16 protein-coding genes are annotated in these 26,153 nt (G+C 50.4%); 7 read left to right on the forward strand and 9 right to left on the reverse strand.

Annotation, left to right across the window (positions count from 1 at the left end; all coding sequences use genetic code 11):
- Positions 1 to 50: 50 nt before the first annotated feature.
- From HW115_RS14270 to HW115_RS14285, 4 genes are all read right to left on the reverse strand, one after another.
- Complete coding sequence (locus HW115_RS14270; RefSeq protein ID WP_178933584.1) at positions 51 to 2,303, reverse strand: cation:proton antiporter domain-containing protein; 2,253 nt, start codon at positions 2,301 to 2,303, stop codon at positions 51 to 53.
- A gap of 150 nt (positions 2,304 to 2,453) precedes the next feature.
- A complete protein-coding gene (locus HW115_RS14275; RefSeq protein ID WP_178933585.1) occupies positions 2,454 to 2,795 on the reverse strand; it encodes an STAS domain-containing protein in 342 nt (113 codons plus the stop codon).
- A 114-nt stretch (positions 2,796 to 2,909) separates the two neighbouring features.
- Complete coding sequence (locus tag HW115_RS14280) at positions 2,910 to 8,042, reverse strand: response regulator (RefSeq protein WP_178933586.1); 5,133 nt, start codon at positions 8,040 to 8,042, stop codon at positions 2,910 to 2,912.
- A gap of 72 nt (positions 8,043 to 8,114) precedes the next feature.
- Positions 8,115 to 8,975 (reverse strand): PP2C family protein-serine/threonine phosphatase, encoded by an 861-nt coding sequence (locus HW115_RS14285; protein WP_178933587.1) that lies wholly within the window; start codon positions 8,973 to 8,975, stop codon positions 8,115 to 8,117.
- 608 nt (positions 8,976 to 9,583) lie between these two features.
- Here HW115_RS14285 and HW115_RS14290 point away from each other — a divergent pair.
- The 3 genes from HW115_RS14290 (at position 9,584) to HW115_RS14300 (ending at position 11,690) form a co-directional block, all read left to right on the forward strand.
- The gene (locus tag HW115_RS14290; protein WP_178933588.1) at positions 9,584 to 10,090 is read left to right on the forward strand and encodes a peptidylprolyl isomerase; all 507 of its coding nucleotides are present in this window, start codon (positions 9,584 to 9,586) and stop codon (positions 10,088 to 10,090) included.
- Positions 10,091 to 10,267: 177 nt separating this feature from the next.
- Positions 10,268 to 11,038 (forward strand): peroxide stress protein YaaA, encoded by a 771-nt coding sequence (gene yaaA, locus HW115_RS14295; RefSeq protein WP_178933589.1) that lies wholly within the window; start codon positions 10,268 to 10,270, stop codon positions 11,036 to 11,038.
- A 115-nt stretch (positions 11,039 to 11,153) separates the two neighbouring features.
- Complete coding sequence (locus tag HW115_RS14300; RefSeq protein WP_227021542.1) at positions 11,154 to 11,690, forward strand: CD225/dispanin family protein; 537 nt, start codon at positions 11,154 to 11,156, stop codon at positions 11,688 to 11,690.
- On the opposite strand, the gene HW115_RS14305 is transcribed toward HW115_RS14300, so the two are convergent.
- Positions 11,685 to 13,019: a dipeptidase gene (locus tag HW115_RS14305; RefSeq protein WP_178933590.1), complete on the reverse strand. Its 1,335-nt coding sequence runs from the start codon at positions 13,017 to 13,019 to the stop codon at positions 11,685 to 11,687. The two genes, HW115_RS14300 and HW115_RS14305, sit on opposite strands and share 6 nt — an antisense overlap.
- 139 nt (positions 13,020 to 13,158) lie before the next feature.
- Here HW115_RS14305 and HW115_RS14310 point away from each other — a divergent pair, with 139 nt between their 5' ends.
- From HW115_RS14310 to HW115_RS14320, 3 genes are read left to right on the forward strand one after another with little or no spacing between them, the layout of a single operon-like run.
- Entirely contained in the window at positions 13,159 to 14,703 is a 1,545-nt protein-coding gene (locus HW115_RS14310) for a c-type cytochrome domain-containing protein (protein WP_178933591.1), read from the forward strand.
- Positions 14,704 to 14,723: 20 nt separating this feature from the next.
- Complete coding sequence (locus tag HW115_RS14315) at positions 14,724 to 15,743, forward strand: NHL repeat-containing protein (protein WP_178933592.1); 1,020 nt, start codon at positions 14,724 to 14,726, stop codon at positions 15,741 to 15,743.
- A gap of 3 nt (positions 15,744 to 15,746) precedes the next feature.
- Positions 15,747 to 17,066, forward strand: coding sequence for a hypothetical protein (locus HW115_RS14320; RefSeq protein ID WP_178933593.1), 1,320 nt, complete (start codon positions 15,747 to 15,749; stop codon positions 17,064 to 17,066).
- Positions 17,067 to 17,074: 8 nt separating this feature from the next.
- Here HW115_RS14320 and HW115_RS14325 read toward each other — a convergent pair whose 3' ends face one another.
- A complete protein-coding gene (locus HW115_RS14325) occupies positions 17,075 to 19,852 on the reverse strand; it encodes a DUF5703 domain-containing protein (protein ID WP_178933594.1) in 2,778 nt (925 codons plus the stop codon).
- Between the two features lie 144 nt (positions 19,853 to 19,996).
- Here HW115_RS14325 and HW115_RS14330 point away from each other — a divergent pair, with 144 nt between their 5' ends.
- Positions 19,997 to 20,881, forward strand: coding sequence for a helix-turn-helix transcriptional regulator (locus HW115_RS14330; RefSeq protein WP_178933595.1), 885 nt, complete (start codon positions 19,997 to 19,999; stop codon positions 20,879 to 20,881).
- Here the strand turns inward: HW115_RS14330 and HW115_RS14335 are convergent.
- From HW115_RS14335 to HW115_RS14345, 3 genes are all read right to left on the reverse strand, one after another.
- Positions 20,878 to 22,425 carry a DUF1501 domain-containing protein gene (locus HW115_RS14335; RefSeq protein WP_178933596.1) on the reverse strand — a complete coding sequence of 516 codons (1,548 nt, stop codon included), beginning with the start codon at positions 22,423 to 22,425 and terminating at the stop codon, positions 20,878 to 20,880. The two genes, HW115_RS14330 and HW115_RS14335, sit on opposite strands and share 4 nt — an antisense overlap.
- The gene (locus HW115_RS14340) at positions 22,388 to 25,261 is read right to left on the reverse strand and encodes a PSD1 and planctomycete cytochrome C domain-containing protein (protein WP_178933597.1); all 2,874 of its coding nucleotides are present in this window, start codon (positions 25,259 to 25,261) and stop codon (positions 22,388 to 22,390) included. Before HW115_RS14340 ends, HW115_RS14335 begins: the two co-directional genes overlap by 38 nt.
- A gap of 138 nt (positions 25,262 to 25,399) precedes the next feature.
- A complete protein-coding gene (locus tag HW115_RS14345; protein ID WP_178933599.1) occupies positions 25,400 to 26,035 on the reverse strand; it encodes a PEP-CTERM sorting domain-containing protein in 636 nt (211 codons plus the stop codon).
- Between the last annotated feature and the right edge of the window lie 118 nt (positions 26,036 to 26,153).

The following is a 26,153-nucleotide window of genomic DNA, read 5'->3' on the forward strand; positions in this document are numbered from 1 at the left end:
TTATGACTTAGAAATGAGCGCATAGAGGGCATGCGCTTAGGGAGGAAGGATCAGGAGAGTTTAACTAGCCGCTTGTAGTTGCTGCCGAGTGCGCCGAATTGATCTTTTAATTGGTCCATGTGTCCAGTTGTTGACACTAAAAGCCCCCTCACCGAAGGTGGAAGAGTGTGTTCGCCGTTGAGATAGCGTTCACGAATCCCGCTCATGCTCGAACCTTCACCTGCAGTCAGGTTTTCGAGAATCTGAAGATCCTCTTCAGACGGGGAAACCGCAACGTCTTTTAGTGTCATTAGAATGGCATCTAGGCCTTCAATAGCAACACCGGCAAGATTGCGAGTAGCGTCAACTTCTTCTAAACCTCTTAGCTCTTTACCCATTGCTTCAAGAGTGTGATTCATAGATTCCATGATTCGCTGATTATCAGAAATCACATTTAGTCGTTCAAATTCCTTGGTAGCAAGTGTTCCTGATACAGACAATTTTTGCAGCATTTTCTCAATAATCTCATAGAGAACTTTGAATGACTCGTGGAATGCCTTGATGGACATTATATCCCGGTGCTCTCTTAATGCGTTGAAGGAATGCGACATGATATCCAGGAGGCGAGCTTGCTCTGAAGCGAGTAAATCAAGCGAGAGGCCAGGATCATCGAGAGAGAATTTATCCAAGAATTGTAAACGTGCGGTTTCATTAGCGAGGAGGCGCGACTTATTGATGCGGTCAACCATTAGAGAGGCAGCATGACTATTTCCATCAAGGATGAATTCATGATTAAACTCATCAAGTTCTTCTTTCTCCTCATCGTTAAGAACTTTAGCGATAACTTTAAGTTTAGGGTCGATGATAGAGATCGAAGCTGTGATCTCTTTGATACGATCGATTTCATCAGCCGTCACGACGGTACTCATGGCTTTGCCAATGTTGAGCCTTTCTAGAATGACTCGATCAGAAGCGTCACCAAACACAACCATCTTATTTTCTTTGCGTGCTTTGATGTAATCGTCAGTATTGTCAGTAACCACGACATGTTTGATCTTTGCATTGTCGAGGTTGTCTGAGACGGCTCTGCCGAAACTATCGTAGCCGCACAGAATTACATGTTCTCCAAGAACATCATCTTCTGAAATTTGATCATCATCGAGACTTTCGGAAGTGAATATGAGTGCTATCCGATCAGCATTACTAATGAGGAAAGGGGTGCAAATCATCGAACACACTACGGTGATCATTACTGTTTGGCAGATAGTCGGATCGAGCATCTGGGTTGACATCAGTAACGAAAAAACGACTAGAGAAAACTCGCCAATCTGAGAGAGTGTGATGGCTGTTTTAAGAGCGCTTTTCTTTCCCTGCCAGATTGCCAGCAACAGATAAATAACCAGAGCCTTAACAAGCATAATGCCAGCAAGGAGCATAATTATGGTAAGAATTTTCTCTCCTACTAAATTTAGATCGATCTGCAGACCCACGGATACAAAAAAAACGCCGAGCAGAAGATTGCGGAAGGGGATTAGGTCGGCTTCAACCTCATACTTATAGATGGTGTCAGCTAGCATCATTCCACCGATAAAGGCACCAAGAGAGAAGGAAAAACCAAAGTGATGCGCCAGATACGAGGCTCCGATGACTACCAGTAGAATAGTGCCCATCGAAATTTCTTTCGAATTGGTGGTAGCCACTACCTTAAAAATTCTGGCCAGAAAGAACCGGCCAATAATAATTAGAATGGCAAGAACGATGAGGGCATTAATGGCAGTTTCGCCGAGTAGAACTCCAATGGATTTGTCATCATTTGTGAACAGAGTCACCATCAATAGAATAGGGATAACCGCTATGTCTTGAAATATAAGGATGCCCAATGAGTTGCGTCCAAACTCAGCTTTAATTTGCCCTGATTCGTTAAGGATCTTGAGTACGATGGCTGTTGAAGACAAGGCTAAGCCTAAGCCTGCTATGATCGAGGACTTGGCGGAAAGATCAAATAGAGTGGTTGAAATTATAGCAAATGCTGCACCGGTAACGACGACCTGCAGTAGCCCGAACAAAAAAACCTCGCGCTTCATACTTAATAGATGATTAGCGGAGAATTCGAGTCCGATAGTAAACATTAGGAACACGATTCCAAACTCTGCTATGTGCTCGAGTTCTTTATTACCGTGATGTTCAATGCCCATCACCGCGCCGATTATTGCACCGGCAATAATATAGCCAATAACAGTAGGGATGTTGAACTTACGTAAGATTACGTTTAGTAATGTCGCAACTGCCAAGGTGGCTATTAGGATCGGTATAAGATGTTCCATAAACTGTGATGGGGACGTTTACGAATTTTGACAAATAGAAGGAAACAACTATTTGCTGTAATCTTATGATTTCGAAGGAGTTGCCGTCGAAATTGTTGGTTCGCTGCAAGTGGTGTAATACTACTCACAGTGAGGTAGCATAGAGCTAAATTAGGATGATTTAATATAGTTGCAGGCTTCCTCAAGCGTATCAAAATGTGCCATCGTTGGAAGGAATCCGCTGTTGCTCAGAATGTTTATTATCACTTCGTTTGCTACGCAAAGAGCAAATTTCCCCTTTGATTTTTGTAATGATTGCTGGGTGATAAGCAAAGTACGAAGCCCAGAGCTGCAAACAAAAGTTGTATCAGTGAAATCAATGATTACTTTATTCGCTCCGCTATCGAGAGTTTTTTGTAATAGTTCTTCAGCTTGATCGGCATTAGCTGAGTCCCAGCGGGCAACAGGGCTTACAATAGTGATATCTTCTTGCTGGCTAACATTGATTTTCATAATAATGATTTTGAGTAATGATGCTTGTTCGTGCAGTTAATGTGAGATAAGTGAGCAAGTATTGCAAGTGAATTAGTCTACGCTATAAAGCTGATAGTGGGGGGGGATACAGGATTAGGGATTGGGCAGGATATCCTTTTGTAAATCTAGTAGAGTCTGTTGAGCGTCTTCAAATGCAAATGACCTCACCTGAGTGGTGAGCTTTGATAAGAGTCTTGTAGTAATATGTTCTGAAATGAGTTCAGAAAGTTCGGCTACAGTATCCTCAGCATCAGGATCCATTTCTGCCAGCAAATCATTTAGTGTAGAAATGATGATTTTGACATTTTTAATGTCTAGGGGGGCTTTTTCAGAATGTTTATCTGTAGTATCTCGTTCAATCGCCCAAGTAGCAGGCAAAGCGTCCATTAGCGGGTTCATGACACTCTCAAACTGCTCATATGCTGACTGTTTCGCGTCTTCATCGGAACTCTTAAGGGCTGACTCCAGTGATTTGGACACTTTTTGAAGTTCTTGGGCTCCAATTGTTCCAGCGATACCCTTGATGGTATGAGCTGTACGAACAGCAGCAGCTTGGTCCTTACTGCTCATACAGGACGCTATCAATGCTGAATCATGTCTGTGATCGTCATAAAAATCCTTTAATAGTTTACTGTATAATTTGTGATTTCCTCCTACATTTTTCAATCCTTTTTCGAAGTCGATTCCTGGGATCTGATTAGGAAGGTCATATCGTCCAACCATTGGTATCGGCTTTTTATGAGAATCATTTGCTGGTTGATGTTTCGCTGGAATCCATTTCAGCAGAGTGGTGAACAGAAAGTTAGGGTCGATAGGTTTGGCAATGTGCTCATTCATTCCATGATCAAATGCAGCTTGTCGGTCTTCGGTTGTGGCGTTGGCCGTCATGGCAATTATCGGGAGGTCGTTGTATTTAGTATTCGACCTGATTTTCTTAGTTGCCGTATATCCATCCATTACAGGCATTTGGATATCCATCAGTATGGCCTCGTATGTATTTTTCTCGAGCAAATCCAGAGCTTCTTGACCATGATTGGCAATCTCAATATCAAGGCCACCTTGTAATAGTAGTTCGCTAGCCACCTGCTGGTTAATCTGGTTATCTTCAACCAGCAGAACACGAGCACCCGCAATGGGTGCTAAATCGACCGTCATGTTGCTCTTGTCCTCACATCTTCGTGTCGAGGATCTGTGCGAGAGATTGTTACCAAACGCTTCCATAGAAGCGTCAAACAGATGGGATGGGCTAATCGGTTTAGTTAATATACCATCGGCATATTCAGAACCCTTTTTCTTAGAGAGTTCATTTTGAGCAAAGGCTGAAATCAAAATCACCTTAGGGATCTTTGTCAGGTTCATTTCAGATTTGATTTTAATGGTGGCATCTATTCCGTTCATCCCTGGCATTAACCAATCCATTGCTATAAGGTCAATGTCGTGCTCTTTGATTACAGCAAAGGCCTGTTCTGCATTGTCAGCAGTTATAACGTTGAAACTAAATGACGTAAAGTAGTGGGTTAGAATCTCTCTAGAAGTTAAGTTGTCGTCTACTACTAGGGCATTTAGTCCTCTCAGATCGGGGGAGGGAGAAAAGTCTCCGCGAGAATCAGTCGATTTGCCCCGTTTTAGAACCGCTGTAAAGCTGAACGTGCTACCGTGATCAGGTATGCTTTCGACCCAGATTTTTCCACCCATCATTTCAACGAGCTGCTTACAAATTGCTAAGCCTAAACCAGTTCCTCCGTATTTACGAGTAGTCGAGGAGTCAGCTTGGGAGAAAGACTGGAACAATTTGCTCATTTGCTCATCGGTCATGCCTATTCCGGTGTCGCTTACCGAGAATTTTAATTTTACGCCGGCATGGGATTCCGACTCTTTGGTAATACGCAATACCACCTCACCTCGATCAGTAAATTTGACCGAGTTATTAGCTAAATTGATAAGAATTTGTCCTAGTCTGAGGGGGTCGCCAAGCAGGGAGGATGGAACGGAGTCCCCACGATCGAATAGAAGCTCTAATCCTTTTTCTTGTGTTTTCACGGACACAACAGTCGCAACTTGATCCAGTACATCATCAACCATAAATGGCACTTCCTCCATATCGAGCTTGCCAGCTTCGATTTTAGAAAAATCAAGAATGTCATTAATGATTCCTAGAAGCGATTTTGAGGACTGGTGCACCTTAGAGATATAGTCACGTTGTTTATCGTCCATCTCGGTCCGTAAACATAAATCACTCAAGCCAATGATCGCATTCATGGGAGTTCGGATCTCATGACTCATATTAGCAAGGAAATCGCTTTTTGCCTTGTTTGCTGCATCAGAAGCTTCCTGAGCTTTCTTTAATTCTTGAGCTGATTTAAACCGCTCATAAACTCTACCAAGTTGATCTCCCAAGTTGCCCATCACCTGAAGGATGCTAGGTTCTGATGCACTGGAATTGCGTTTAATGAATTCTAGAACAGCAATGACTTTGCCGTTAGCGAGAACAGGGAAGCCTATTCCGCTTCCATCAAGATCGATTTTTTCTGAGGAGTTTTCATCGAGATGAAGATTCTCTATCCACTCAGGTTTGCCTGATTTTAGCACATGGCCAGCTATGCCTTTTCCTCTGATTAACGTGGCATCATAAGCATTCTGAATGAATTTCGCAAAATAGTCCTCGTCCTTTACATGCCAGATATCAGTGGAACGTAACTCGGAATGCTTCTCATTCCACAGGTAAGCATGACCGAGTTCCCAGTTCATATAACTACAGATCATCCCTGAGACTTTATCTAGGGCTTCTTCGAAATTAGATGCTTCCGCTGCTAGGCTTGGCCCTCGATCTAGGAGCTTTGCTTCTAGCGCGACTTTGTGCTCTCTCTCTTCCATCTCTTTGCGCTCCGTTAGGTCACGCAATAAACCAATAAATATTTTTTCGTTATCAAGGGTAAGCTCTGAAACCTTAAGCTCGAGAGGAAATGTCGTGCCATCATGGCGCACTCCCTCTACTTCTCGGGTATTGCCTACAATGGTTGAAGGCTGTGCAGGACGGTAATTATTTAAGTGATCATCATGGTTGGCTGCAATTGCTTTTGGCATAAGTATTTTTACATTCTTGCCAACCGCTTCTTCCGCCTTATAGCCAAATATTTCCTCTGCAGCTTTGTTGAATATCTGCATGCGGCCCTGAGTGTCAATGGTGACAATGCCATCAGCACTAGATTGAATAATTGCACTAACGCGTTTCTCGCTGTTACGCATTTTGCCTTCTGAGTACTGCAGGTGCTTATTTGCAATGGCCATGCGGACGCGGCTCCAAGCAAATATACCTGTTAAAATTGATAACAAGACACATGAAAAAGCCATTGTCCAGAATGCCTGCCTTCTAATGTTTTTGATTGATTCGTAGGCCTCAGAATAATCGATCTCTGAACAAACCCCAAATCCAAGCTCTTCATCCCAAGTCCAAGTTCCAATAACTGGGACTCCACGATAATCATTATATGCATCCAAATTACGCCCAACCTTACCTGCGGTTGCGTTCTCAGCCATGTGGGTCAACGGAAAATCCTGATGACCATCAGATGGACGGAACCCCTCTACCATATTACCTCCTGGGTCACGAATTTCAATATTAAGGATTCCTCGTTCGCCGGGTTTAATGAGTTCGATCTGCCTCAGGTCTTGGTCGAAGCGGCTTTCACTAATTAGCTGACCTCTACGGTTGAAGGCGTAACTTTCACCAGAGTCACCGACTCGTCCGCGTTGGAGGATACCAGTGAACTCTTCTTCCGGATTGATGAGAAAAATCAGCACTCCATCTTTTCCTCCCTGACCTTTTACCTTAGCTCCAGCGAGCATGGTCGCACGCGGCTTTAGCATTAGTCCATTTGGAAACCATTGAGCTGGGAGTCCGAAGGAGCTGTAGCGTGGCCCGCGTAGCACGTCGCTAACAAAGCTTATATCTTCTGACCTCTTGGTTTGATGACTAAGCATTATGTTCTTATCACTTCCGACCACTCTTCCATTAGGGGTGATTAACAAAAACCCCTCATACCTCTTCTCTGTCATCAACGGCTCTAGAATGATCCTTAGGCGCATTTGTTCTGCAGCATTAACAAGGTCAGTATCATTCTCAGAAAGGCTGCTATAGAGTTGTGAAACCTCTGGTAAACCGGCCCATGATCGAACTTCTTGTTCTCTTTCTACACACCAATGTTTGGCAGCTTTGGAAGTAGTCCCGAGAACTGTGTCTAATGTGTTGCGTAGATCTCTTTTTTCACTATCAACAAGGTGAGTCATGTTTCTCCATGAGATCCCGGCAATTAGCCCGATGGCTACTAATGAAGCTGCAAGAAGAGGCCAACTTTGAACAACACCAGCAATGATGAGGCTGCTTTTCTTATCTGTGATGCTTGACGGTTTTACTTTTTGTTGATTGTTGTCCTTGTTGTTTTTAAAGTGTTTGAAGGCTGAAACGATCAAAAATAAAATAACGATAATAGAACAGATGCCGATGCACATGACGATCAGCAATAGGCCTTCACCTTCAAGTGTTAACTGATCGAGTTCTAATTGTGTGCGACTATCAACGGACGCATTCACCTCATCAATTAAAGCCATGATGGAGGCCTTGGTTTTATGGTAGTCATTTCCATATAGAAGGCTATGCGCCAGCTTTAAATCTGGGTTTCCCCGTTGCGTGTATTTGCCGGTGTTATCCAAGAAAATACCTTTCACTGCATACATAGCTTCTTGCTCGAACATCGATAATTTGTTCGATGTCTCTTGAGCTTTCCTTAGTAGCTGGAATTCATCCTCCGAAAAGCCTGCATCCTCCATCAGAACCCTAAGAGCAATAGCCTTTTCGTCTGACCTCGGTTTGTCCCCAGTGGCAACTACATAGTCCCAGTAAATAGAACTATAATTGATAGGGCGGGGGGCTTCGCCTCTACGAATCGCCAATATTCTGTTAAAGTATTCCTCGTATCGAGAGTCGCCAGTAGCGGCATAAGTCCGAGCCATGCGTGTCAAATCATCGGATGTTTGACGTAGGTGATCAACCAACTGCAACGATTCCAGTCGCTTAATCTTCGCTGCTCCTGCTGTATCGTTATTGGCGACATAGAGTTGGGTAGTATAGGAACCCGTTCCTACCAGCATGAGGAGTAGAATTAATAATGCTGATAATTGAAACTCACTAGCCCGCTTTTCGCGATTGTCGCGTACGCTTCTACTCATAAAGTCATCGAATAGAACAGAGTCTGATTTGACAAGGTAATTTTGTGCTGTCAGCTCATATTTTGAAATGTGTTAATTAGTGATGGCCACAGTAATTAAAGTCGTATCATCTGTGTCATCATTGTTGATTGATCGAGACATGAGATGATCAGCGAGTGTGCTCATACACCCCAGATTTTTAGAAAACGCTGAGTGAATATGTTTTTGCCAAACCCCATCAATTAATCCGTCGCTGCATAATAAAAATTGATCACCAATTGCGTAGTTGATGGTTGAGGAGTATGCTTTGACAGTAGCATTTCCTCCACCCATAACCTGATACAGAGCTGAGCGGTGTGGGTGATTACGAAACTCTCGCTCGGTAAGTTCACCTCGGTTTAGTTTTCGCCAAGCAAAGGTATGGTCTTGTGAAAGTTGCTGTAAGTCGTTTTGGCTGTCATCTTGATCAATTCCTTTTCGGTATAGATACAGTCGAGAGTCTCCAACATTTATAAAATATAATTTTTGGGAGGTAAACCACGCCAAAGTGAGCGTTGCTGCCATTCCTTGCCGAGCTTTATCCTTGTCCGCAGTCATATTGATGGCGTGGTGTACGTCTTGTACCGTGCTTTCTAATAGTCCAATATAGTCTGGAGTCTTCCCACTAGCTGCAATTTCACATGCTTCTGGGAGTAGAGCACTGAGAATTCGGGTTAGGAGATCGGACGCGACATTACCCGCATTTCCCCCCCCCATACCATCTGACACTACAAAGATTAAATCCTGGGAGTGTATTGATTCACTACCTTGATTTTTAAGAAATGTGGCACCGTTAATATCAGCACTAAAAACCAACCAGGAATCGTCATTTATAGGACTTTTTGTTCCTGAGACTGAATCAGCATACCAATTGAGATTTGCCGATTGAATAGAGTGAGCATCTTTATTGGTCATGTTCAGTAGATTCGGAGATGGAGTGGTTGTTTATACTGAGCGGGCTAAGAGCGTTTTATTATGGGGGGATATCTGATCTAGTATCACGAGGTGATCGCATTAGTCGCAAAATAAATAGACATATCGTAATAATACTTGTGGCAATCACTGGGATACTCCCAATGTGGCGTCCTTGTTTGATTTTCCTATGTTTATCTGTTCCGTATCCGTGCAAGAAAAGTTGTGCTCGGTAGTCCGTGTATTGCTATAGCTACTATAATCGATCCTTTTTTAGGACGTTACTCATAAATCAAGATTAGTCGAATTTATAAAGAGCTAGACGACCAAATAGGTTAGTTTGTTCAAAAGCTCTTCCACCCGTTGCCATATTTTTGCTGATATGCCAAGGTCCATGTATGTGTCCATCAGCTTGAGGTCATTGGCCTTGCAATAGTTTTCGGCTCATTCTTCCTGTCGTTTTTACGACCTGCCTTTTGCATGCTCTTTGAAGTCTAGTAGCGAAAGTAAGAAATCGCTTTGGTTGCAGGCGCATGTGTGTATTCTGCTGAGGCCATGATGTGTATTTGTATTCATTAATCTGCATCACGAAAACTAAACTATTCTTAGCCATGAGCGATATTCAAGACATTAACATTACCATGAACACCAGCAAGGGCGCCATCAAGGTGCGTATGTTTGCCGGTGACACTCAAGTGACCTGCGCCAGCTTCCTGAATTTGGCCAGCAAAGGCTTTTACGACGGGATCGTTTTCCACCGTGTGATCCCCAACTTTATGATTCAGGGGGGAGACCCGACGGGTTCTGGTATGGGCGGCCCGGGTTACAAGTTCGAGTGTGAGTGCAAACCTCACCTGAAGCACGACAAAGCCGGGATTCTTTCCATGGCCAATGCCGGCCCCAACACGAACGGTTCGCAGTTTTTCATCACCCATGGAGCGACGCCTCACCTGGATGGTAAACACACCGTGTTTGGCGAAGTGACCGAAGGTCAGGATGTGGTGGATGCGATTGCTCAGGGCGATACCATCGAATCGATCGAGATTCACGACAGCACCGACGCCTTGTTTGCTGCGCAGTCCGGCCGCGTTTCCGATTGGAATACGGCTCTGTCCTAAGGAATTGCGATATGAATTTATTTCAAGGGGTGTGGATGCCGGGCGGCATGTCACGCCCCTTTTGTTTTTCTTCGGTTGAAAAATAGGAGATTGGTGGGAGAATGGCATGTCCTTGAAACGAGGACTCAAGCGACCCTCAATCGCCCCCGAGCGACACTCAAGTAACACCCAACAACCATGATTTACCTGCTTTCTCCGGCCAAGACACTGGATTACGATTCCGATGTTCCCTCGCTGCGTGGAACGATGCCCCGATTTCTTGACCATTCCGAGCAATTGGTCGAGGTGATGCGCACGATGTCAGCGGAGGATTTGCAGTCCTTAATGGGGATCTCGCCCAAGCTGGCCGAGGTGAATGTGGAGCGCTTTGCCTCGTGGAAGCCGGATTACTCAAAGGCCGAATCCAGACAGGCTATTTTGGCTTTTAAAGGGGGCGTCTATCAGGGGCTTGCTGTGGAAGCGTGGGCAAAGGAAGACTTTGCCGAAGCCCAGAAGTCGTTACGGATTTTATCAGGATTATACGGAGTGCTTCGACCTCTGGATTTGATGTTGCCATATCGTTTGGAAATGGGAAAAAAGGTGGCGACCGAGAGGGGGGCGAACCTGTATCGATTTTGGGGCGATTTGTTGACCCAGAGTTTGAACAAGGAGCTCAAAGGGCCTGACGATGCGATTGTAAATCTGGCATCCAACGAGTATTTTTCTGCTCTGCAGCCGAAGGACTTAAAGGCTCCGGTGCTGACTCCGGTGTTCAAGGATTGGAAAAACGGCAAGCTGAAGGTGATTTCTTTTTATGCCAAAAAGGCACGAGGTCAGATGGCAGCCTGGGCGATTTGCAAGAAGCTGACAACTCCTGACGAGTTGAAGGCCTTTACCGGAGGGGGCTATGCCTACGATGCTTCCCTGAGTGATGCGTCCTCGTTTGTCTTCACCCGGGGCGAAGCGTAACTCGGGATACCTCTGATAGGTGGCGAGACTGGCGTTTCATCGCGGAGCCTTTTTTGCCTTTTATTATTTCGCCTCGAAGCCTTAAATCACGGCGCTTCACCGGAGCGGTCAAAGGATGCAGTGGTATTACATAAAGGGAGGTAAAAAGGCAGGGCCGATCGCGGCAGCGGAAATCAAAGCCATGTATAAGTCCGGTCGCTTGGCTGGCAGTGATCAGGTCTGGAAGGTGGGGATGGATAACTGGCTTCCACTCGATCAGGTCGATGAGTTGAGCGTTTCTCCAGCCCCTGCAATGCCGTCCCTTTCCGGCACACCCTTGGCGCCTCCCGAACCCGTGGCACTGGAACCTTATCAACGTCCCCGAAGACCAGAGAGCGACGGGCTGATGCCCAAAAGCCATGTGGATTCAGATATTCCCACTTACCTATGGCAGTCGATCGTCGTGACCTTGATGTGCTGCCTTCCTCTGGGAATTGTCGCCATTGTTTATGCTTCCAAGGTGGACAGCCTGAAGTACGCGGGGGATATGATGGGCGCCCGCCACGCCTCCGAAACCGCAGGCAAATGGTGTGCCATTGCCTTTGGTGTTGGCGTGTTGGGGGTTGTGATTTATCTGGTGATGATGATGGGGCTCCTTGCCGGCGGCCTATGAGGATGCCAGCTCCCGCATCAGGGCTTTGTTCAGGCGGATCCCGGCTTCAAAGTTCTCGATCCAGTAGTTTTCGTTGGGGGCGTGGATCTGGCAGTCGGGTAATGCCAAGCCCAGCATCAGGGACTCCACGCCGAGAATCTCTTTCATGTCCTGAATGATCGGTATGGACCCACCCTCGCGGATGAGCACGGGGTCAACACCAAAGGCCTCCTTAAGCGCGGCCTGGCCGGCTTTGCCATTCTCTGAATGCGGGTCGGCGAAAAAGGGTTTGCCATCGTGACCGATTTCCACATCGACGGTGACCCCCTTCGGACAGTGCTTGAGCAGGTGCGCTTTGACCTTGCGCATGATGTCCGCCGGTTCCTGGTCGGGCACCAGACGGAAGGAGAACTTGGCCATGGCTTTGGCAGGGATCACGGTTTTCGATCCTTCGCCTTGGTAGCCGCCGCCGATGCCGTTGACTTCAGCTGTCGGGCGGGCCCAGAGTCGTTCCGACGAGCTATACCCGGGTTCTCCAAAGGTTTCCGGCGAACCCGTGATGGCCAGGGTGTCCTCATCACTGACTCCCGGGACTTTTGCCCACATGTCCCGCTCCCATTGCTCGAGTGGGCGGACGTCATCGTAAAAACCGTCGATGGCAATCCGGCCATCGGCATCGTGTAGTGAGGCGACCAATCGGGCGACTGCGGTTGCGGGGTTGGCAACGGCGCCGCCATAGACACCGGAGTGCAAGTCTCCGCTGGGGCCATGGACGGTGACTTCGCAGCAGGTGATACCCCTCAGGCCATACCCCATGGTGGGCACGCCCTTGGCGACCATGCCGGTATCTGATACCGCGATGACGTCGCAGGCGAGTGCTTCTTTATGTTTTTCGAGGAAGGGGACGAGGTTCGGGCTGCCGATTTCTTCTTCTCCTTCGAAAAGCAGGATGAGGTTGACCGGGAGTTCTCCATGATCCTGAAGGGTTTCTTCAACACCGAGCACGTGCGCGAGCATTTGGCCTTTGTTGTCGGTGGAGCCGCGGCCCCAGATCCGGCCCTCTTTGATGACGGGTTCAAAGGGATCGGTGTCCCAGAGTTCGACCGGGTCCACGGGTTGGACGTCGTAGTGGCCGTAGATCATCAGTGTTTTTTTATCCGCTTGGTGGGTGTTGCGAGCGGTGACGATCGGGTGCCCGGGCGTTTCATGCAGTTCGGTATCCAGCCCCATGCTGCGGAGTTTTTCGATCAACCAATGGGCGCAGGCGCGGACGTCGCCACGATGTTGGGAGTCGGTCGAGATGCTGGGAAATCGGAGAAAGGCAAAAAGGTCTTCGAGCTGCGGAGTCATGCTCTATGATTGGCAATCCTGAGGGCTGCCGACAAGGAGATAATCGGAGAGATTGGCCATGTCGGGAAAGATGGCATTCTAACTTGAAAGATGGGGGGGATCTCATCTGTAATACAGGGAAGGTATCACGGCACGCAACATGATGAAATTGGAAGAGAGTAAAAGGCGGTTTTTCGGCTGGAAAAAAATGAAGCATTGGATTGTCAGCTGCACGGTTTTGAGTGTGCTGCTCTTACTGATGTTGGTGTTCAAGGAGTCGTGGCAGGAGCCCGCTCAGATCTTGGTGTTTGCCGGCATGTTCCATCCGGTTTTTTTGCACTTGCCGATCGGGATGTTGGTGATTGTGGTGTTGATGGAGGTGATTGCCCGGATGCGCGGTCGGAAGTCCCATGCCACGATGCCGCTGGCGATGTCCGCGCTCACCTCGGTGATCGCTGTGGTGTTTGGCTACATCCTGATGCGTTCCAACACCTACCCGGAGGATTCCATCGATGCGCACTTGTGGAGTGGGGTGATTTTCACGGTGATCCTGATTTGGACCTTGTTTTTCAAGTTGCGCTACAATGAAACCGGCAGGGGGCAGCGAACATACTGGGTGCTTTTATTTCTCAGTACCGCTTTGATGTTTGCGACCGGGCATTACGGCGGGGTGATTACCCACGGCGATCCTCTGGATGCAGCCCCATGGAATCAGAAAAACGACCGCAAGCAAAAGCGGGGGCAAGGGGTGCAGATGCAGGCGGGGGCAGGTTTGGGCCAACAGTTGGTGTATGAAGATATCGTCATCCCGATTCTGGAGAATAAATGTTACAACTGCCACGGGCCGAAAAAAAGCAAAGGGCGGCTACGCATGGACAGCTATGAAGCGATGCTTGAAGGAGGGGATGAGGGACCGTGTCTGGTGCCCGGCGATCCTAAGAAAAGCTTGATGATTGAGCTGATCCATCTTCCGGAAGATGATGAGTTCCGCATGCCACCCGAGGATAAACCTCAATTGACCGATGCCGAAACCAAGGTGATCACCTGGTGGGTCGAAATGGGAGCTCCCCAGCAGACGAAATTAGAATCCTTGGAATTGCCCGACCCCGTTCGCTCGGCTTTACAGCAGTTGTTTGGAGCGAAGGCAGATAAGCCGTCTGGCAAACCAGCAGCAACAAAGCCGGATGCCGACGCTCCCGACCCCGCACAAATCAAACAAAAGTACGCCGAGACGGTAGCCAAGCTTCAGCAGAAGTTCCCTGGGAGCCTGACCTGGCTATCCCGGGGGGATGCCCACTTGTCATTGAACGTTGCCAGTGTCCGCGAGCGTTTCAACGATGAGGATTTGGCCTTGTTTCGAGACCTTGCTCCGCTCCTGTCCCGGGTGGATTTGACGGCGGCCTCGATCAGTGACGATTCAGCCCCTATCCTGGCATCGATGATTTCGCTGACATCCTTGCGACTGTCGGAAACCAAGGTGAGTGACCAGACGGTAGCGGCGCTGACCGGCTTGAAGCAGTTGGAGTCCTTGAGCCTTTATGGCACGGAGGTCAGTGACCAAGGTGTGATGCAGCTCGCTGCGATGACACAGCTGAAACATCTTTATCTTTGGCAAAGCAAGGTGACCCATGATGGGATACAGGCCTTGCAGGCGAAGCTTCCCGATTGCGAAATCTCCATCGGAAGTCAAAGCCCCCAACCTTAGTTTTTACATTCAGATCAAGTATGAAACCTCTACAACCCCTCGCAGCTTTTCTCCTATTTGTACCTAGTAGCCTGATTGCCCATGAAGGCAAGCATGACGCTCCGGCAAAGCCAGCTCTGGACACCCCGGTGTTGACCGGTAACGGTGAACATCGCTTTATGACCGCCCCCCGTTGGGCAAAGATGCCGGACGGTCGTTCCATTGGACCGACGCACGGAGGCGTGGCTGTCGGACCTCAAGGGAACATCTACGTTAGCACGGATGCGAAACATGCCCTCTGTGTGTTTCGCCCTGACGGATCCCATTTGAAAAATATCGCGCCAGATTGTGTTGGCCTGCATTCCTTGGTGATGCATGAACAGGGAGGGAAACATTTTCTCTATGGCGCGCACCTGAAAGGCAAGAGGGTGGTGAAGCTGGATCTCGATGGGAAGCTCATCATGAGTCTGCCAGCGCCGGGAAGTGATGATGTTCCAGGCGGTTTCAAGGGCGTGACCGCCGTTGCTGTTGCTCCGGACGATTCGATCTATGTCGCCGTCGGATACGGGTCGAATTTGATTCATAAGTTTTCGCCAGAAGGAAAACTGATCAAAAGCATCGGGGGCAAAGGAGGTGGAGAAGGAAAGTTTAAAACCTGCCACGGACTGGCTGTGGATTTGCGATTTGGAGCCCCTCGCTTGTTAGTGGCGGATCGGGAGAACCGGCGTTTGGTTCACCTGGACCTCGAGGGCAATTGGCTGGGGGTGTATGCTTCCCATTTGCGCCGTCCCTGTGCCATCGATTTCCACGGTGAGTATTGTGCCGTGGCAGAGCTGGAGGGGCGGGTCACCATTCTTTCGAAACAGGGAGCTCCCTTGGCTTTTCTCGGTGATAACCCAAACCGGAAGCAGTGGGCAAAATTTCCAGTCCCGGTAGCGAACTGGCAGGAGGGGGTGTTTACCGCGCCTCATGGCTTGGCCTATGACGCCGAAGGTCGTCTCTACGTGCAGGATTGGAATGCCACCGGCCGGGTCACCAAACTGGTGCCGGTTGAACGATAGAAGATGAGAGCATTTTGGGTCAGTGGCAAGCGGCAGAGGGCTTGGCCCTGCCTGTTCCTGATCCGGGGCTTCTTGATATTGGCCGGGGTAAGCGCCTGTGGCCAGGCTGCTGAGTTATGGGAGCTGCCACCTTTACGCTACTCCCAGACAAAGCCGAACGACCCGCTTGCTCGCTTGGTTGCCGATGTGCAGGCTGGGAAAAAATCGTTGCCAGTCAAGGATACCAAGTCGCTATTGTTAGCCTTGTTGCGAGAGCTTGATATTCCGGTGGAATCCCAGGTGCTTGTTTTTTCCAAAACGAGTAAACAAGTTTCACTGATCAGTCCGGGGAATCCGAGGGCGATTTATTTTTCCGATAATGCCTACCTTGCCTGGGTTCCCGGCGGAAGTATTGAGGCGATTGTGCATGATCCGGTCTTAGGCCCCGTCTTTTATGAGGTGATGCCTTCCGCAGAGGATGGGCATATCAGCCTGCAGCGGTCGGGGAGTTGCCTGGCATGCCATATCCACCAAGGAGGAAGCCTCGGGCTGACCCTGAGGTCGACCAAGACCGCTCGATCCGGAACTCCGGGAGCGGTGGTGGATCACGCTGTGAACCACCGGACTCCTTACCAAAAACGTTGGGGGGGATGGTATGTGACCGGTCGCTTGGATGGAATGAAGCACTTGGGGAATTGGGCTGGAGGACAAGCGCTGGATCTTGATCGGCAAGTGCCGGCTGGTCGCTATCCTCACGCCGGCAGTGATGTGTTGGCTCTGATGTTACTGGACCACCAAGCCCGGATGTATAGTTTGTTGGTCAGGGCGAAAATGCACTATCAGAGAGCCTTGTGGCTGGAGAAGGCGCTGGCCCATCAGGGAGGAAGTGCCCCCGGGGGAGAGACCAGTGCTTCGGCTCGTTTGGCGGATAGGATGGCGGAGGAAATTCTGAGCTGTTTGCTTTTTGCCAATGAGGCGGAGTTGCCGGGTGACGGCGTACAGGCTTCGGCTTCCTTTCAGCGGGCTTTTCAAGGTCAGGGTCGGCTTCCAGCAGGCAATCAAGAGGCTGTAGCAAGCCCGACTTTTTCGCTCAGGGATCTGAGGTTATACAAGCGTATTTTCAAGTACCGCTGCTCCTACATGATTTATTCTGATGGTTTCCGGGATTTGCCTGCGGAGCTTAAGTCGCGGGTGATGAGTCGACTCTATCAAGTGCTCGAGGGCAAGGATACCAGTGGCGCATATGATTACCTTGGCGCACGGGAGCGGAGCCGGATTTTACAGATATTGAATCAGACGCTTGTCGATGAGGATGAGGCGGCGGATGAGGCAGTGGATAAGTGATGGGGGGATTAGGCATCAACAAAAAGGATGTCCTTGCGTCGTGATTCGGGGGTGACTTTGAGGTGTTTCATTTTTCCTTTATGAATCGATCCCTCGATGATGGTGTTGTATGGGGCGTGGAGCTTGAATGTGCAGTTCCAGTCTGCGGGGAGGGCAGGATTGAGGAAGATTTTTCGCGAATACGGGTCCGGCTGCATGATCATGGATTGAACGGCCTTCATCATCACGCCACCATGATCCTGATCCGGAGTCCAATCGTAGTTAGGTCCCCAGAAGGCGGGAAATCGACAACTCTTATCATAATTCTTGCAGCGCTTTACGAGGTAGTCGCGCGATTCCTCCCGCAGGCCGAGATAGGTCATAAAGAGGTTGTCTTGCCTCCATCCGGAGGTCCCTTTGTCCCAGCGGTGTTGCAGAGCATTCAATCCAAGGGCTGCGTTGCCTTTTTCGAATGAGCAAAGTCTGAATGGAAAAACAGCGTAGAGTTCTGGGTTTTCCACATTGCGTTTGCTGGCAAAGCGGGTGGCCGGAGCCAAGGCCGATTTCTCACCAATTTGACGGATGGGTAGCGGGGCTAGCTTACTTTGGAATTTACGGTAAAACGCACGATGCTCGTTGTTGAGGGTATTTGTCGGCAGGGAAAGAAGACGCTGGGTGATGGCGTGAAGTCCCGCCACCTCAGGCATCGGGTTGGTGCAGTCCCACCAGGTTTCACATGCCATCGACGGGTGCATGACCAGTTCTCCCTGCTTGTTGGTTTCGTAATGTTGGTCAAAGAATTGAACCACCTCATAGGCAAGCGGTAGGATCTTTTGTTTGAGGAACTCATCATCTTGGGTGTGGTCGAAGTAGTCGAGCATCATAAAGACAAGTTCGGGGCCAGCCACCCATTCCCACTTGTGCCAGCCGCTTTCTTGTAGTTTGTCTTTTCGTTCTTCGAAGGGTTGCCAGCCATAAGTCTGGGTGAACGTAGCTCCCCAGAAGTAGGTGCATTCCGAAAAGAAGGCTCCTCCATGTCCAAGGTATTTTTGGGTTCGGAACTTGTTGAGTTGAAAACAGTCCTCGGCATACATCTTGAACAAGGGCTGGAGTAGATCGAAGTCCCCGGATGCATACATACTCAAATACGGGAGGCGGGTATTTTGCCACCAAAATCCCGGGCCCCACCGACGATAATCAGGGTCACCCTTGAACGGAACGGTGAAAAGCGATCCGTTAAATTTGATCGGGTGCTTGCCCCGACCGGCACAGGCGTCGATAAAACGTTGCAGGGCATAGCTCTGGGATACCAGGCGGGCGTCATTTGTTTGCTCGAGTGTTGCCTGGTCAACTTGCTTACCATCCAGATAGAGTGCGATTTCGGCATTCTTTTCGTCGAAACGAACCGCAATGTGGTGCCATGTTCCAGGGGTGAGGCAGTCTTTTTGTTTTAAGATGCTATTGCCGTTGATGAGGCGCAGGCTCTTTCCCGGATAGGTATCCAAGAGAAAGCCATCGCTGCCGCCGGGTGTGATGTTATCGATAATTCTGCCCGTGCCCGCCCCGGCTTGAATCCAGGTTTCGAGCGTGAATGAGCCAGTCAGCTCTTTGTTGCTGATTCCTTCGAGGGTTCCTCCAAGAGGGGGATTTGTGACCGAGACGAGTGCCTTGGCTTGGGCTCGTTGGGTGTGCTGTTTGGCGGCTGCTAGCTGGCGGATTTGATCTTCTGGCAGGGCATGTGGGATGAGGCTGACTCTGCCAACTTTACCATCGAAGCGGTTGTGTCCGGCTTGATCCGCTCCGAGTTTCACTGGATGTTGATTGACGGGGCTTAGTCGCTTGGGACTGGTGTCTGCTGTTGCGAGGTGGATCCAGCTGCGCGACCAGAATGAGCTCCACCATGTTAGGTGATCTTTTTTTCGTTGATCCAGCGTTAGTTTTTGGATGTCTTGGGCCATACCTTGGATCTTGCCGAGCCATTGCTTTGGGGTCGATGGTTGCTGGGTGAGCAGCGTGACCGAGAGCTGGCTGTTGGTCTTGGGTGGTATGACGAGCGTTGTGTCGTTTACCCGTTTGCCATCCGGGCTGGTGATCAGCCCTCCAAACGTCCGGTGCAGAATCGGGTCCTCTTTAAGGTATTCCGACAGCCCTTGCAGGCGGTTCGACATCTCAAAGCCGTCGGATTTGAGATTGTGGTGGTACCAGGCGACCTGATTGGTGAGGCCGGGGACAATGGTGTCGGGTTCGATGATCACTTCTTTTGCCAGCTTGTTTTTTTGAGATCGCTTTTCCTGAAGGTCACTGACCTGGCCAAGAGGGTAGGCTTTTTTCTCTGTTCGCCAGAGCTCCAGCTTGGCGGTCATTTTAAGTGGCTGTGAGCTATTTTGTTCGATCTGAATGTTCGGGTTGTTGGCATCGATCCATACCGATAGCTTGGTTTGTTGCTCGGGTCTGTTGGAGGTGATCGTGATGCACCCTTGTTGCAGGTCGAGCCTCTGGTTGAAGGTGTCACCAGGTTTGAAGATGGCGGGATCGCAGGTGACTCTGATTTTGCCTACTTTCAGGAGTCGGCCGTTGTCTCCCCAGGCATCGGATTTACTGATGTAGAGTAGGAGGTCGCCGTTGGGTTCAACCCAGACGTTGGCTCCGATGTCACCATTTCCAATGGGCATACTGCCTGATGCGTTCGCACTTGGGCTATCCCAAACGACATCATAGTTGGGCGTGTTTTGATCAGGAGCAGCGCTAAGGGTGCCACCGAGAATCAGGGGCAGGCAGGGGAGCAAAGAGAATAATTTTTTCGTCATGGCTTGTGATGAGTATCAGATGAGTATGGCTTCAGTGATTATACGTCTGTATTTCATAAGTATCATAGTGAATATCACCTATTTTTTTGGACAAATCGCAGATTGTGTTCATTTTGACCTTGTTGTTACGTTTTGATGCATTGAATGAAATTGGAAATAAGTCACTTAAGCATAGATACCTATGCCTTTGATAAGGTCGAGGTTGGGAAATGGTGGGATTTTAAAAATCACATCAGCCCATTTGCCCGCATTTTTCTGGTGGATGCAGGAAAGCAGGAGGTTTCTTTTCATGGGAAAACCTATCACCATCAGCGGGATAGTTTGGCTTTGATTCCTCCATACACTCCGGTGGACTACTATTGTGCTGATGTTTGCAGTCAGTATTACTTCATTTTTACATGTCGGCTTGAGAATGGAAAAGACCTCTTCACCGACTGCCGGTTTCCGTATCTACTATCGGCTGACGCTTTGAGTCACGAGTTATGCCAGCATCTACATCGTCAATTGCCGGGGTTCGGGCTGAGCAATGTCGATGCGGATTCCGAAGATTTTAATCACATGATTTTCCGTTCGCAATTGGCGGGGCTGAGTTTACAACAAAAGCTGGTGCTACAGGGGACGGTGGGATTGCTGCTGTCGCGTTTTGCCGCTGATGCCCAGAGGAGTGAGCAGTTGATTCGGTTTTCGAAGTCGTTTCAGTTTATCGAAACCCACCTTGGTGAGGATTTGAGTCTGGCGGTGCTTGCAGATCTGGAGGGGGTGAGTAAGACGTATTTTTCAGATCAGTTTTATGAGCATTCGGGTGTCCGACCATCTGAGTATATCGCTCATAAAAGAGAAGTCAGAGCCCGCGAACTATTAGCCACCACTTTATTGAATATGAGTGAAATCGGTCATGCTATAGGCATTCCCGACCAGGCGTATTTCTGCCGATTCTTTAAAAAACGAACCGGCATCGCACCTAAAAAGTACCGTTTGGCGAACCTGATTGATGAGGGGGCCAAGGCCAGAGGTTTTCCTATCCGTTAGGATAGGATGCCGTGAACGACTTTTGATTTTTTGGTGATGTTACTCAGTCGTTGCTCTACACCCTGGGAGGGGTAGGTGAAATGGGTGTGGTCGAATCCGAGCTGGTGCAGCATGGTGGCGTGCAGGTCGTGAACGGACACCTTGTCGACGGTGGCCTCGTATCCGATAGGATCGGTTTCGCCGTAGGACATGCCGGGTTTGATTCCCCCTCCGGCCATCCAGACGGTGAAGGCTCCCGGGTTGTGGTCGCGACCGACAAATTTCATTTCCTGGCCGCCACGGTTTTCCCGCATCGGAGTGCGACCGAACTCGCCACCCCAGACGACGAGGGTGTCTTCTAACATTCCTCGCTGTTTGAGGTCTTGGATCAAGCCGGCAATGGCTTTGTCGACATTCAGGCATTGTCGTTTGAATCCGGAATTGATGGCTTCACTGGCGGCGGCCCCGTGGGAGTCCCAGCCCCAGTCGAAGAGTTGGATGTAGCGCACGCCACGTTCGGCGAGGCGGCGGGCTAACAGGCAATTATTGGCGAAGCTTTCTTTTCCTGGTTTTGCTCCGTAAAGTTCTTTGATGTGTTCGGGTTCGGATTTGATATCGAAGGCATCTGAGGCCTTCATTTGCATTCGGTATGCCATTTCATACTGGGCGATGCGGGTCAGGGTTTCGGGGTCTCCTGATTCTTCGTAGGCGGTCTGGTTGATTTCGGTGATGGCGTCCAGGGCGCGCCGGCGCAGGGAGGAATCGATGCCTTTTGGGTTGGAGAGGTAGAGCACCGGATCACCTTCGGACCGGCATTGGACCCCCTGATAGACCGAGGGCAGGTAGCCGCTTCCCCAGACGGACTTGCCGGCCGAGGGAGTTTTTCCTCCTGAAACGAGGACCATGTATCCTGGCAGGTTCTGGTTGTCTGTCCCCAGGCCGTAGGTCACCCAGGATCCGATGGACGGGGCTCCAAGGTTCTGGCTGCCGGTATGCATCAGTAACTGGGCGGGGGCGTGGTTGAACTGATCCGTATGCATGGATTTGATGATGCAGAGCTCATCGATGACTTTTTCCAAGTGAGGCATGCGGTCGGAGATCCACTGGCCGGATTCACCGGCACGGTGGAATGGAAACTGCGCACCGAGCATTTTGGGCACGCCCTGGATGAAGGCGAATTTTTTCCCTTCAAGAAATTCTTTCGGGCACTCTTTGCCATCGAGTTTTTGCAGTTCCGGTTTGTAGTCGAAGAGTTCCAGTTGGCTCGGGGCTCCCGCCATGTGGAGGTAAATAACACGTTTGGCTTTAGGCGCAAAATGGGGCACGGTGGGCGCCAGCGGGGTGGTGGGGTCACGGACAATCCCGTGGTCTTCAGAAATCCCCCATGCCTTTCCCATGACGGAAGACAGCCACATGCCTCCGAGGCCCGTGGTGCAGTTTTTGAGAAAATGTCGACGCGTCTTGAGTTGAAGGCCGTCGTGATGAAGCTGTTGGAAAAGGTTCACGGATAAAGTTGTCGGGTGGAGGTTATTTGGTGAGTGCCTCGTCGGTGTTGAGGATGGCATTGGCGCAGAGCACGAGTGCTGCCTGCTCCGGAGTCGTGGCTAGCTGTTTGCTGAGCTCAGGTTGAGTTTGATAGATGGCGAGCGATTCACGATAGAGGGTGAGCAGGCTCTTGACCACCTTCGGCGATGGAGCCTCACTGTTGATGAGTTGAACTGCGTAGACGAGTTGTTGTTCTGGTGTGGCGCCACCGGAGGTGGTCATTTTGTTTGCCAGTGCCTGGGCGCACTCGAGGTAGGCGGGGTCGTTCATGGTGACCAGCGCCTGGAGCGGGGTGTTGGTTGCGATCCGTCGTGGCGTGCAGATCTCGCGGCTGGAGGCATCAAAGGTGAGCAGGCTGGGGTAGGGGCTGGTTCGGCGCCAGTAGGTGTAGAGTGCGCGACGGTGCTGCTGACCACCGGTTGATGTTTTCCACTTGGCGCCACTGTAGACGGTTTGCCAGACGCCTTTGGGTTGGGGAGGCATCACCGAGGGGCCGTAGAGGTTCCGGTTGAGCAGTCCTGATCCAAGCAGCGCCTGGTCCCGGATCATTTCGGCGCTGAGGCGGGTGCGTGGCCCTCGGGCGAGTAAGCGGTTGCGGGGGTCTTTTTGGGTGAGTGTGGTTGTGCTTTGATGGCTCTGCCGGTATGTGGAGGAAAGCACGATCTCTCTGAGCATCTTCTTGAGGCTCCAGTCGTGCTCACGTTGAAGCCGTAAGGCGAGGTGATCGAGCAATTCGGGATGGCTTGGTGCCTGTCCGGAGGATCCAAAGTCTCCGAGGGTTTCAACGATGCCGGTTCCGAAACATTCATGCCACAGGCGGTTGACGATCACGCGGGCTGTCAGTGGGTTGTCCGGGCTGGTCAACCATTGGGCCATTCCCAGTCGGTTGTTGCTGTTTTCTTTTGGCATGGCATTAAAGATCAATGGCACGCCGGGTTTAAGCACTTGTTCTTTTGAGCTGAAGCTTCCCCGGGCGAAGAGTCTGGTTTCGCGCATAGCGGACTGGGGCCGGTCCTGCATCACCGGGATGGTGGTTCCTCCGAATTTATTGCGTTGTTTGTTGAGGGTGTGATATGCCTTCCACTGGCTTGCCCGTTCGGGGTCTTGCACGATTTGAGTCCAGAGAGGGTTGTTGGTGTATTCCCATTGGAACCGTCGCAGTGTTACGGCCTGGTTTCCTGTCGTTGAGGCTTTGTGTTGGATGCTGAGGTGCAGTTGGCTGCCGGCCGGGGCCACGATGGCCACGGCAGGGACAAAGGTGGCCCGGCGTGTTTTGAACAGTTTCGGGTAGGCCCCGACACCTGGGGCACCGGGCGATAATGAAGCCATCGGGTCATAAGGGCCGGTCAAGCTGTCGGCAAACACTTCCTTGAACGGAATGGTTTCGGATTTGCCGTCCGGGTGCTCAAGCGTGGCCGTCAGCCGGGAAAGGACGGACCCTCGAAAGGGTGATTGTTTTGGGTCCGCATCATCGGGGTAAATGGTCAGTCGGAGGGCCGTAAAATCTTCCCCGGGGAAGCTTAGTTTGAATTGGGTGCCTACGGACTGCGTTCCGGTTGCTTGAATGATGCCACCCGCTTCGTGGCTCAAGCCCCCATGGGTGGATGAGGAACGGGTGGGGGACAGAGCGGTCCACTGCGCATCCACGTGTAGGTGGGGGCTGCCCGCATGATTGAGCGACTGGCGGATGGATCGGATTTGCCGGCTGAGCTGGGTTGCCTCGGCCGCAGCCTTGGCATCTCCCGGGAGCCTGATGGTTGGGTGCTCGCTATTCAGGTCGGCATCTTCGGTGTTATTAAAAAATGCGGCAAATCGATAGTAGTCCTCTTGCCGTATGGGGTCGTATGGGTGGTCGTGGCATTGGGCGCAGGCAAAGGTGGATGCCTGCCATACGGTCCAGGTGGTATTCACCCGGTCGAGTAGGGCGTTCAGGCGGAATTCCTCATCATCGGTGCCTCCTTCTTCGTTGGTCTGGGTGTTGCGGTGGAACATGGTGGCGACGAGATCCTGCCATTGAGGATCGGGAAGTAGGTCGCCTGCCAGCTGTTTGCGGGTAAAATCGTCAAAGGGCATGTCCTCGTTAAAGGAACGAATCAGCCAGTCCCGGTAGGGCCACATATCGCGGTGGCCATCTTTTTCGTAGCCTTTGGAATCGGCATAACGGGCGAGGTCCATCCACATCGAAGCCATGCGTTCCCCGTAGTGGGGGGAGGCCAGCAAACGTTCGACCGCATGATGGTAAGCTTTTTCTCCTTGGCTTGAAGTTTCCTCCTCGAAGCGGGATAGTTCATCGAGTGTCGGTGGAAGTCCGGTCAGGTCGAAGCTGGCGCGGCGCAGCCACTCCTGAGGTGAAGCTGTGGGTGAGGGGGCGAGTTGCTCCTTGTCGAGTCGAGCCAAAACGAAGGCGTCCATCGGCATGCTCGGCCATTCCGGGTTGGAAAGGGTCTTGGGTTGCTTATCCTTGAGTGGGACAAAGGCCCAGTGTTCTTGCCATTGGGCTCCCTGCCGGACCCACTCGCTGAGGAGTTTGATTTTTTTCTCGGATAAGGGGACGGGGTGCTCTTTGGGTGGCGGCATACGGTCATCCGGATCCTTGGTGGTAAGCCGCCTGATCATCTCTGATGCTTCCGGCTTGCCCGGGACAATGATGGTCTTGCCTGATTTGCCTTTTCCCAGCGCTTGTTGCCGGTAGATGAAGGAAACCTCACCCGCTTGTTTTACCCCCCCATGGCAGGTGGTGCAGTGCTCCACCAGAATGGGCCTGATGTCCCGGTTGAATTCGAGGGGTTCCGCAATGGCGGCGTGGAGGCTGATCAGGCTGACAGCCGCCATGGGGGTTGTGTTGGCGATCGACATGGATTTCCTCTAATACAGCGAGGACGAATGATTCTTTCAAATCGTGACGCGGAAATAGCGGGGAAAAAAATACCCCGACTCTCGCAAAAGAGCCGGGGTGAACACGAAACAGAGTGTTAAGGTAGAAAAGGACTGTGATTACTTCCTGCGACGCAGGATCAGAGCCAGTCCGCCAAGTCCGAGCAGCGCTGCGGAGGATGGCTCGGGAACGGCAGGTCCGGTTGTGATCACCATACGAGTGTCCCATCCAGCCGATGCTGGATTGCCACTGCTATCTAGAAGGTTGCCTCCTGTCAGTGCCGCAGCATCGTTGATCAATCCAGGGCGGAGAAAGGTAAAGTCTCCCGCTGTGTCTGTTGTGGAATAGCGTATGGAGTAAACTTTTGAACTGTCGAGGTTTTCCAAGGCTGTAACACCACTGAAAAGCCAAGCATCATCGGCGTCATCACCAATGATTCCATCAACTCTCACTGTGAAGTCGACCGTATTCGTGGACGATCCCAAGAATGTATTGCCATCATAAATGTTTGCATAGACTGCAGTTTGGGCAGTCGTGTAGTCACTAGTACTCCACTTTGCTATTTCGATGGTTTGAAGTGCAAATGGGTTCGAGAGGGCGTCCCCAGTAGTCACGAAGTCGCTGTCACTGGCCGTGAAGGTTTGTCCTCCATAACTGCCAGTGCCATCATTGGTCCCGTCGTATGTTAGCGTCGTAGCAGCGGATGCAGCTATGCTGCTGGCAGCAAATACTGCGAGTGTATGTGTCAATTTCATGCGTTTGTTTGGGTTGCTATTTGGGTGGATGAGAGATTCGAGTCGAGATGCGTAAGCAGTCTCATTCATCAGACAAGCTATTTTATGAAAGAATCGGGGCGATTTGACAAAGGAATAG

This window comes from Oceaniferula marina (genome assembly GCF_013391475.1).
GTDB lineage: Bacteria > Verrucomicrobiota > Verrucomicrobiia > Verrucomicrobiales > Akkermansiaceae > Oceaniferula > Oceaniferula marina.

Bases quoted from the DNA above. Each gene is read 5' to 3' on its own strand.
- HW115_RS14290 (WP_178933588.1), top strand. From the start codon at position 9,584: ATGAGCGATATTCAAGACATTAACATTACCATGAACACCAGCAAGGGC.
- HW115_RS14340 (WP_178933597.1), bottom strand. From the start codon at position 25,261: ATGTCGATCGCCAACACAACCCCCATGGCGGCTGTCAGCCTGATCAGC.
- HW115_RS14315 (WP_178933592.1), top strand. From the start codon at position 14,724: ATGAAACCTCTACAACCCCTCGCAGCTTTTCTCCTATTTGTACCTAGT.
- HW115_RS14280 (WP_178933586.1), bottom strand. From the start codon at position 8,042: ATGAGTAGAAGCGTACGCGACAATCGCGAAAAGCGGGCTAGTGAGTTT.
- HW115_RS14325 (WP_178933594.1), bottom strand. From the start codon at position 19,852: ATGACGAAAAAATTATTCTCTTTGCTCCCCTGCCTGCCCCTGATTCTC.
- HW115_RS14335 (WP_178933596.1), bottom strand. From the start codon at position 22,425: ATGCCATCCTCAACACCGACGAGGCACTCACCAAATAACCTCCACCCG.
- HW115_RS14285 (WP_178933587.1), bottom strand. From the start codon at position 8,975: ATGACCAATAAAGATGCTCACTCTATTCAATCGGCAAATCTCAATTGG.
- HW115_RS14275 (WP_178933585.1), bottom strand. From the start codon at position 2,795: ATGAAAATCAATGTTAGCCAGCAAGAAGATATCACTATTGTAAGCCCT.
- HW115_RS14305 (WP_178933590.1), bottom strand. From the start codon at position 13,019: ATGACTCCGCAGCTCGAAGACCTTTTTGCCTTTCTCCGATTTCCCAGC.
- HW115_RS14310 (WP_178933591.1), top strand. From the start codon at position 13,159: ATGATGAAATTGGAAGAGAGTAAAAGGCGGTTTTTCGGCTGGAAAAAA.
- yaaA (WP_178933589.1), top strand. From the start codon at position 10,268: ATGATTTACCTGCTTTCTCCGGCCAAGACACTGGATTACGATTCCGAT.
- HW115_RS14320 (WP_178933593.1), top strand. From the start codon at position 15,747: ATGAGAGCATTTTGGGTCAGTGGCAAGCGGCAGAGGGCTTGGCCCTGC.
- HW115_RS14345 (WP_178933599.1), bottom strand. From the start codon at position 26,035: ATGAAATTGACACATACACTCGCAGTATTTGCTGCCAGCAGCATAGCT.
- HW115_RS14300 (WP_227021542.1), top strand. From the start codon at position 11,154: ATGCAGTGGTATTACATAAAGGGAGGTAAAAAGGCAGGGCCGATCGCG.
- HW115_RS14270 (WP_178933584.1), bottom strand. From the start codon at position 2,303: ATGGAACATCTTATACCGATCCTAATAGCCACCTTGGCAGTTGCGACA.
- HW115_RS14330 (WP_178933595.1), top strand. From the start codon at position 19,997: ATGAAATTGGAAATAAGTCACTTAAGCATAGATACCTATGCCTTTGAT.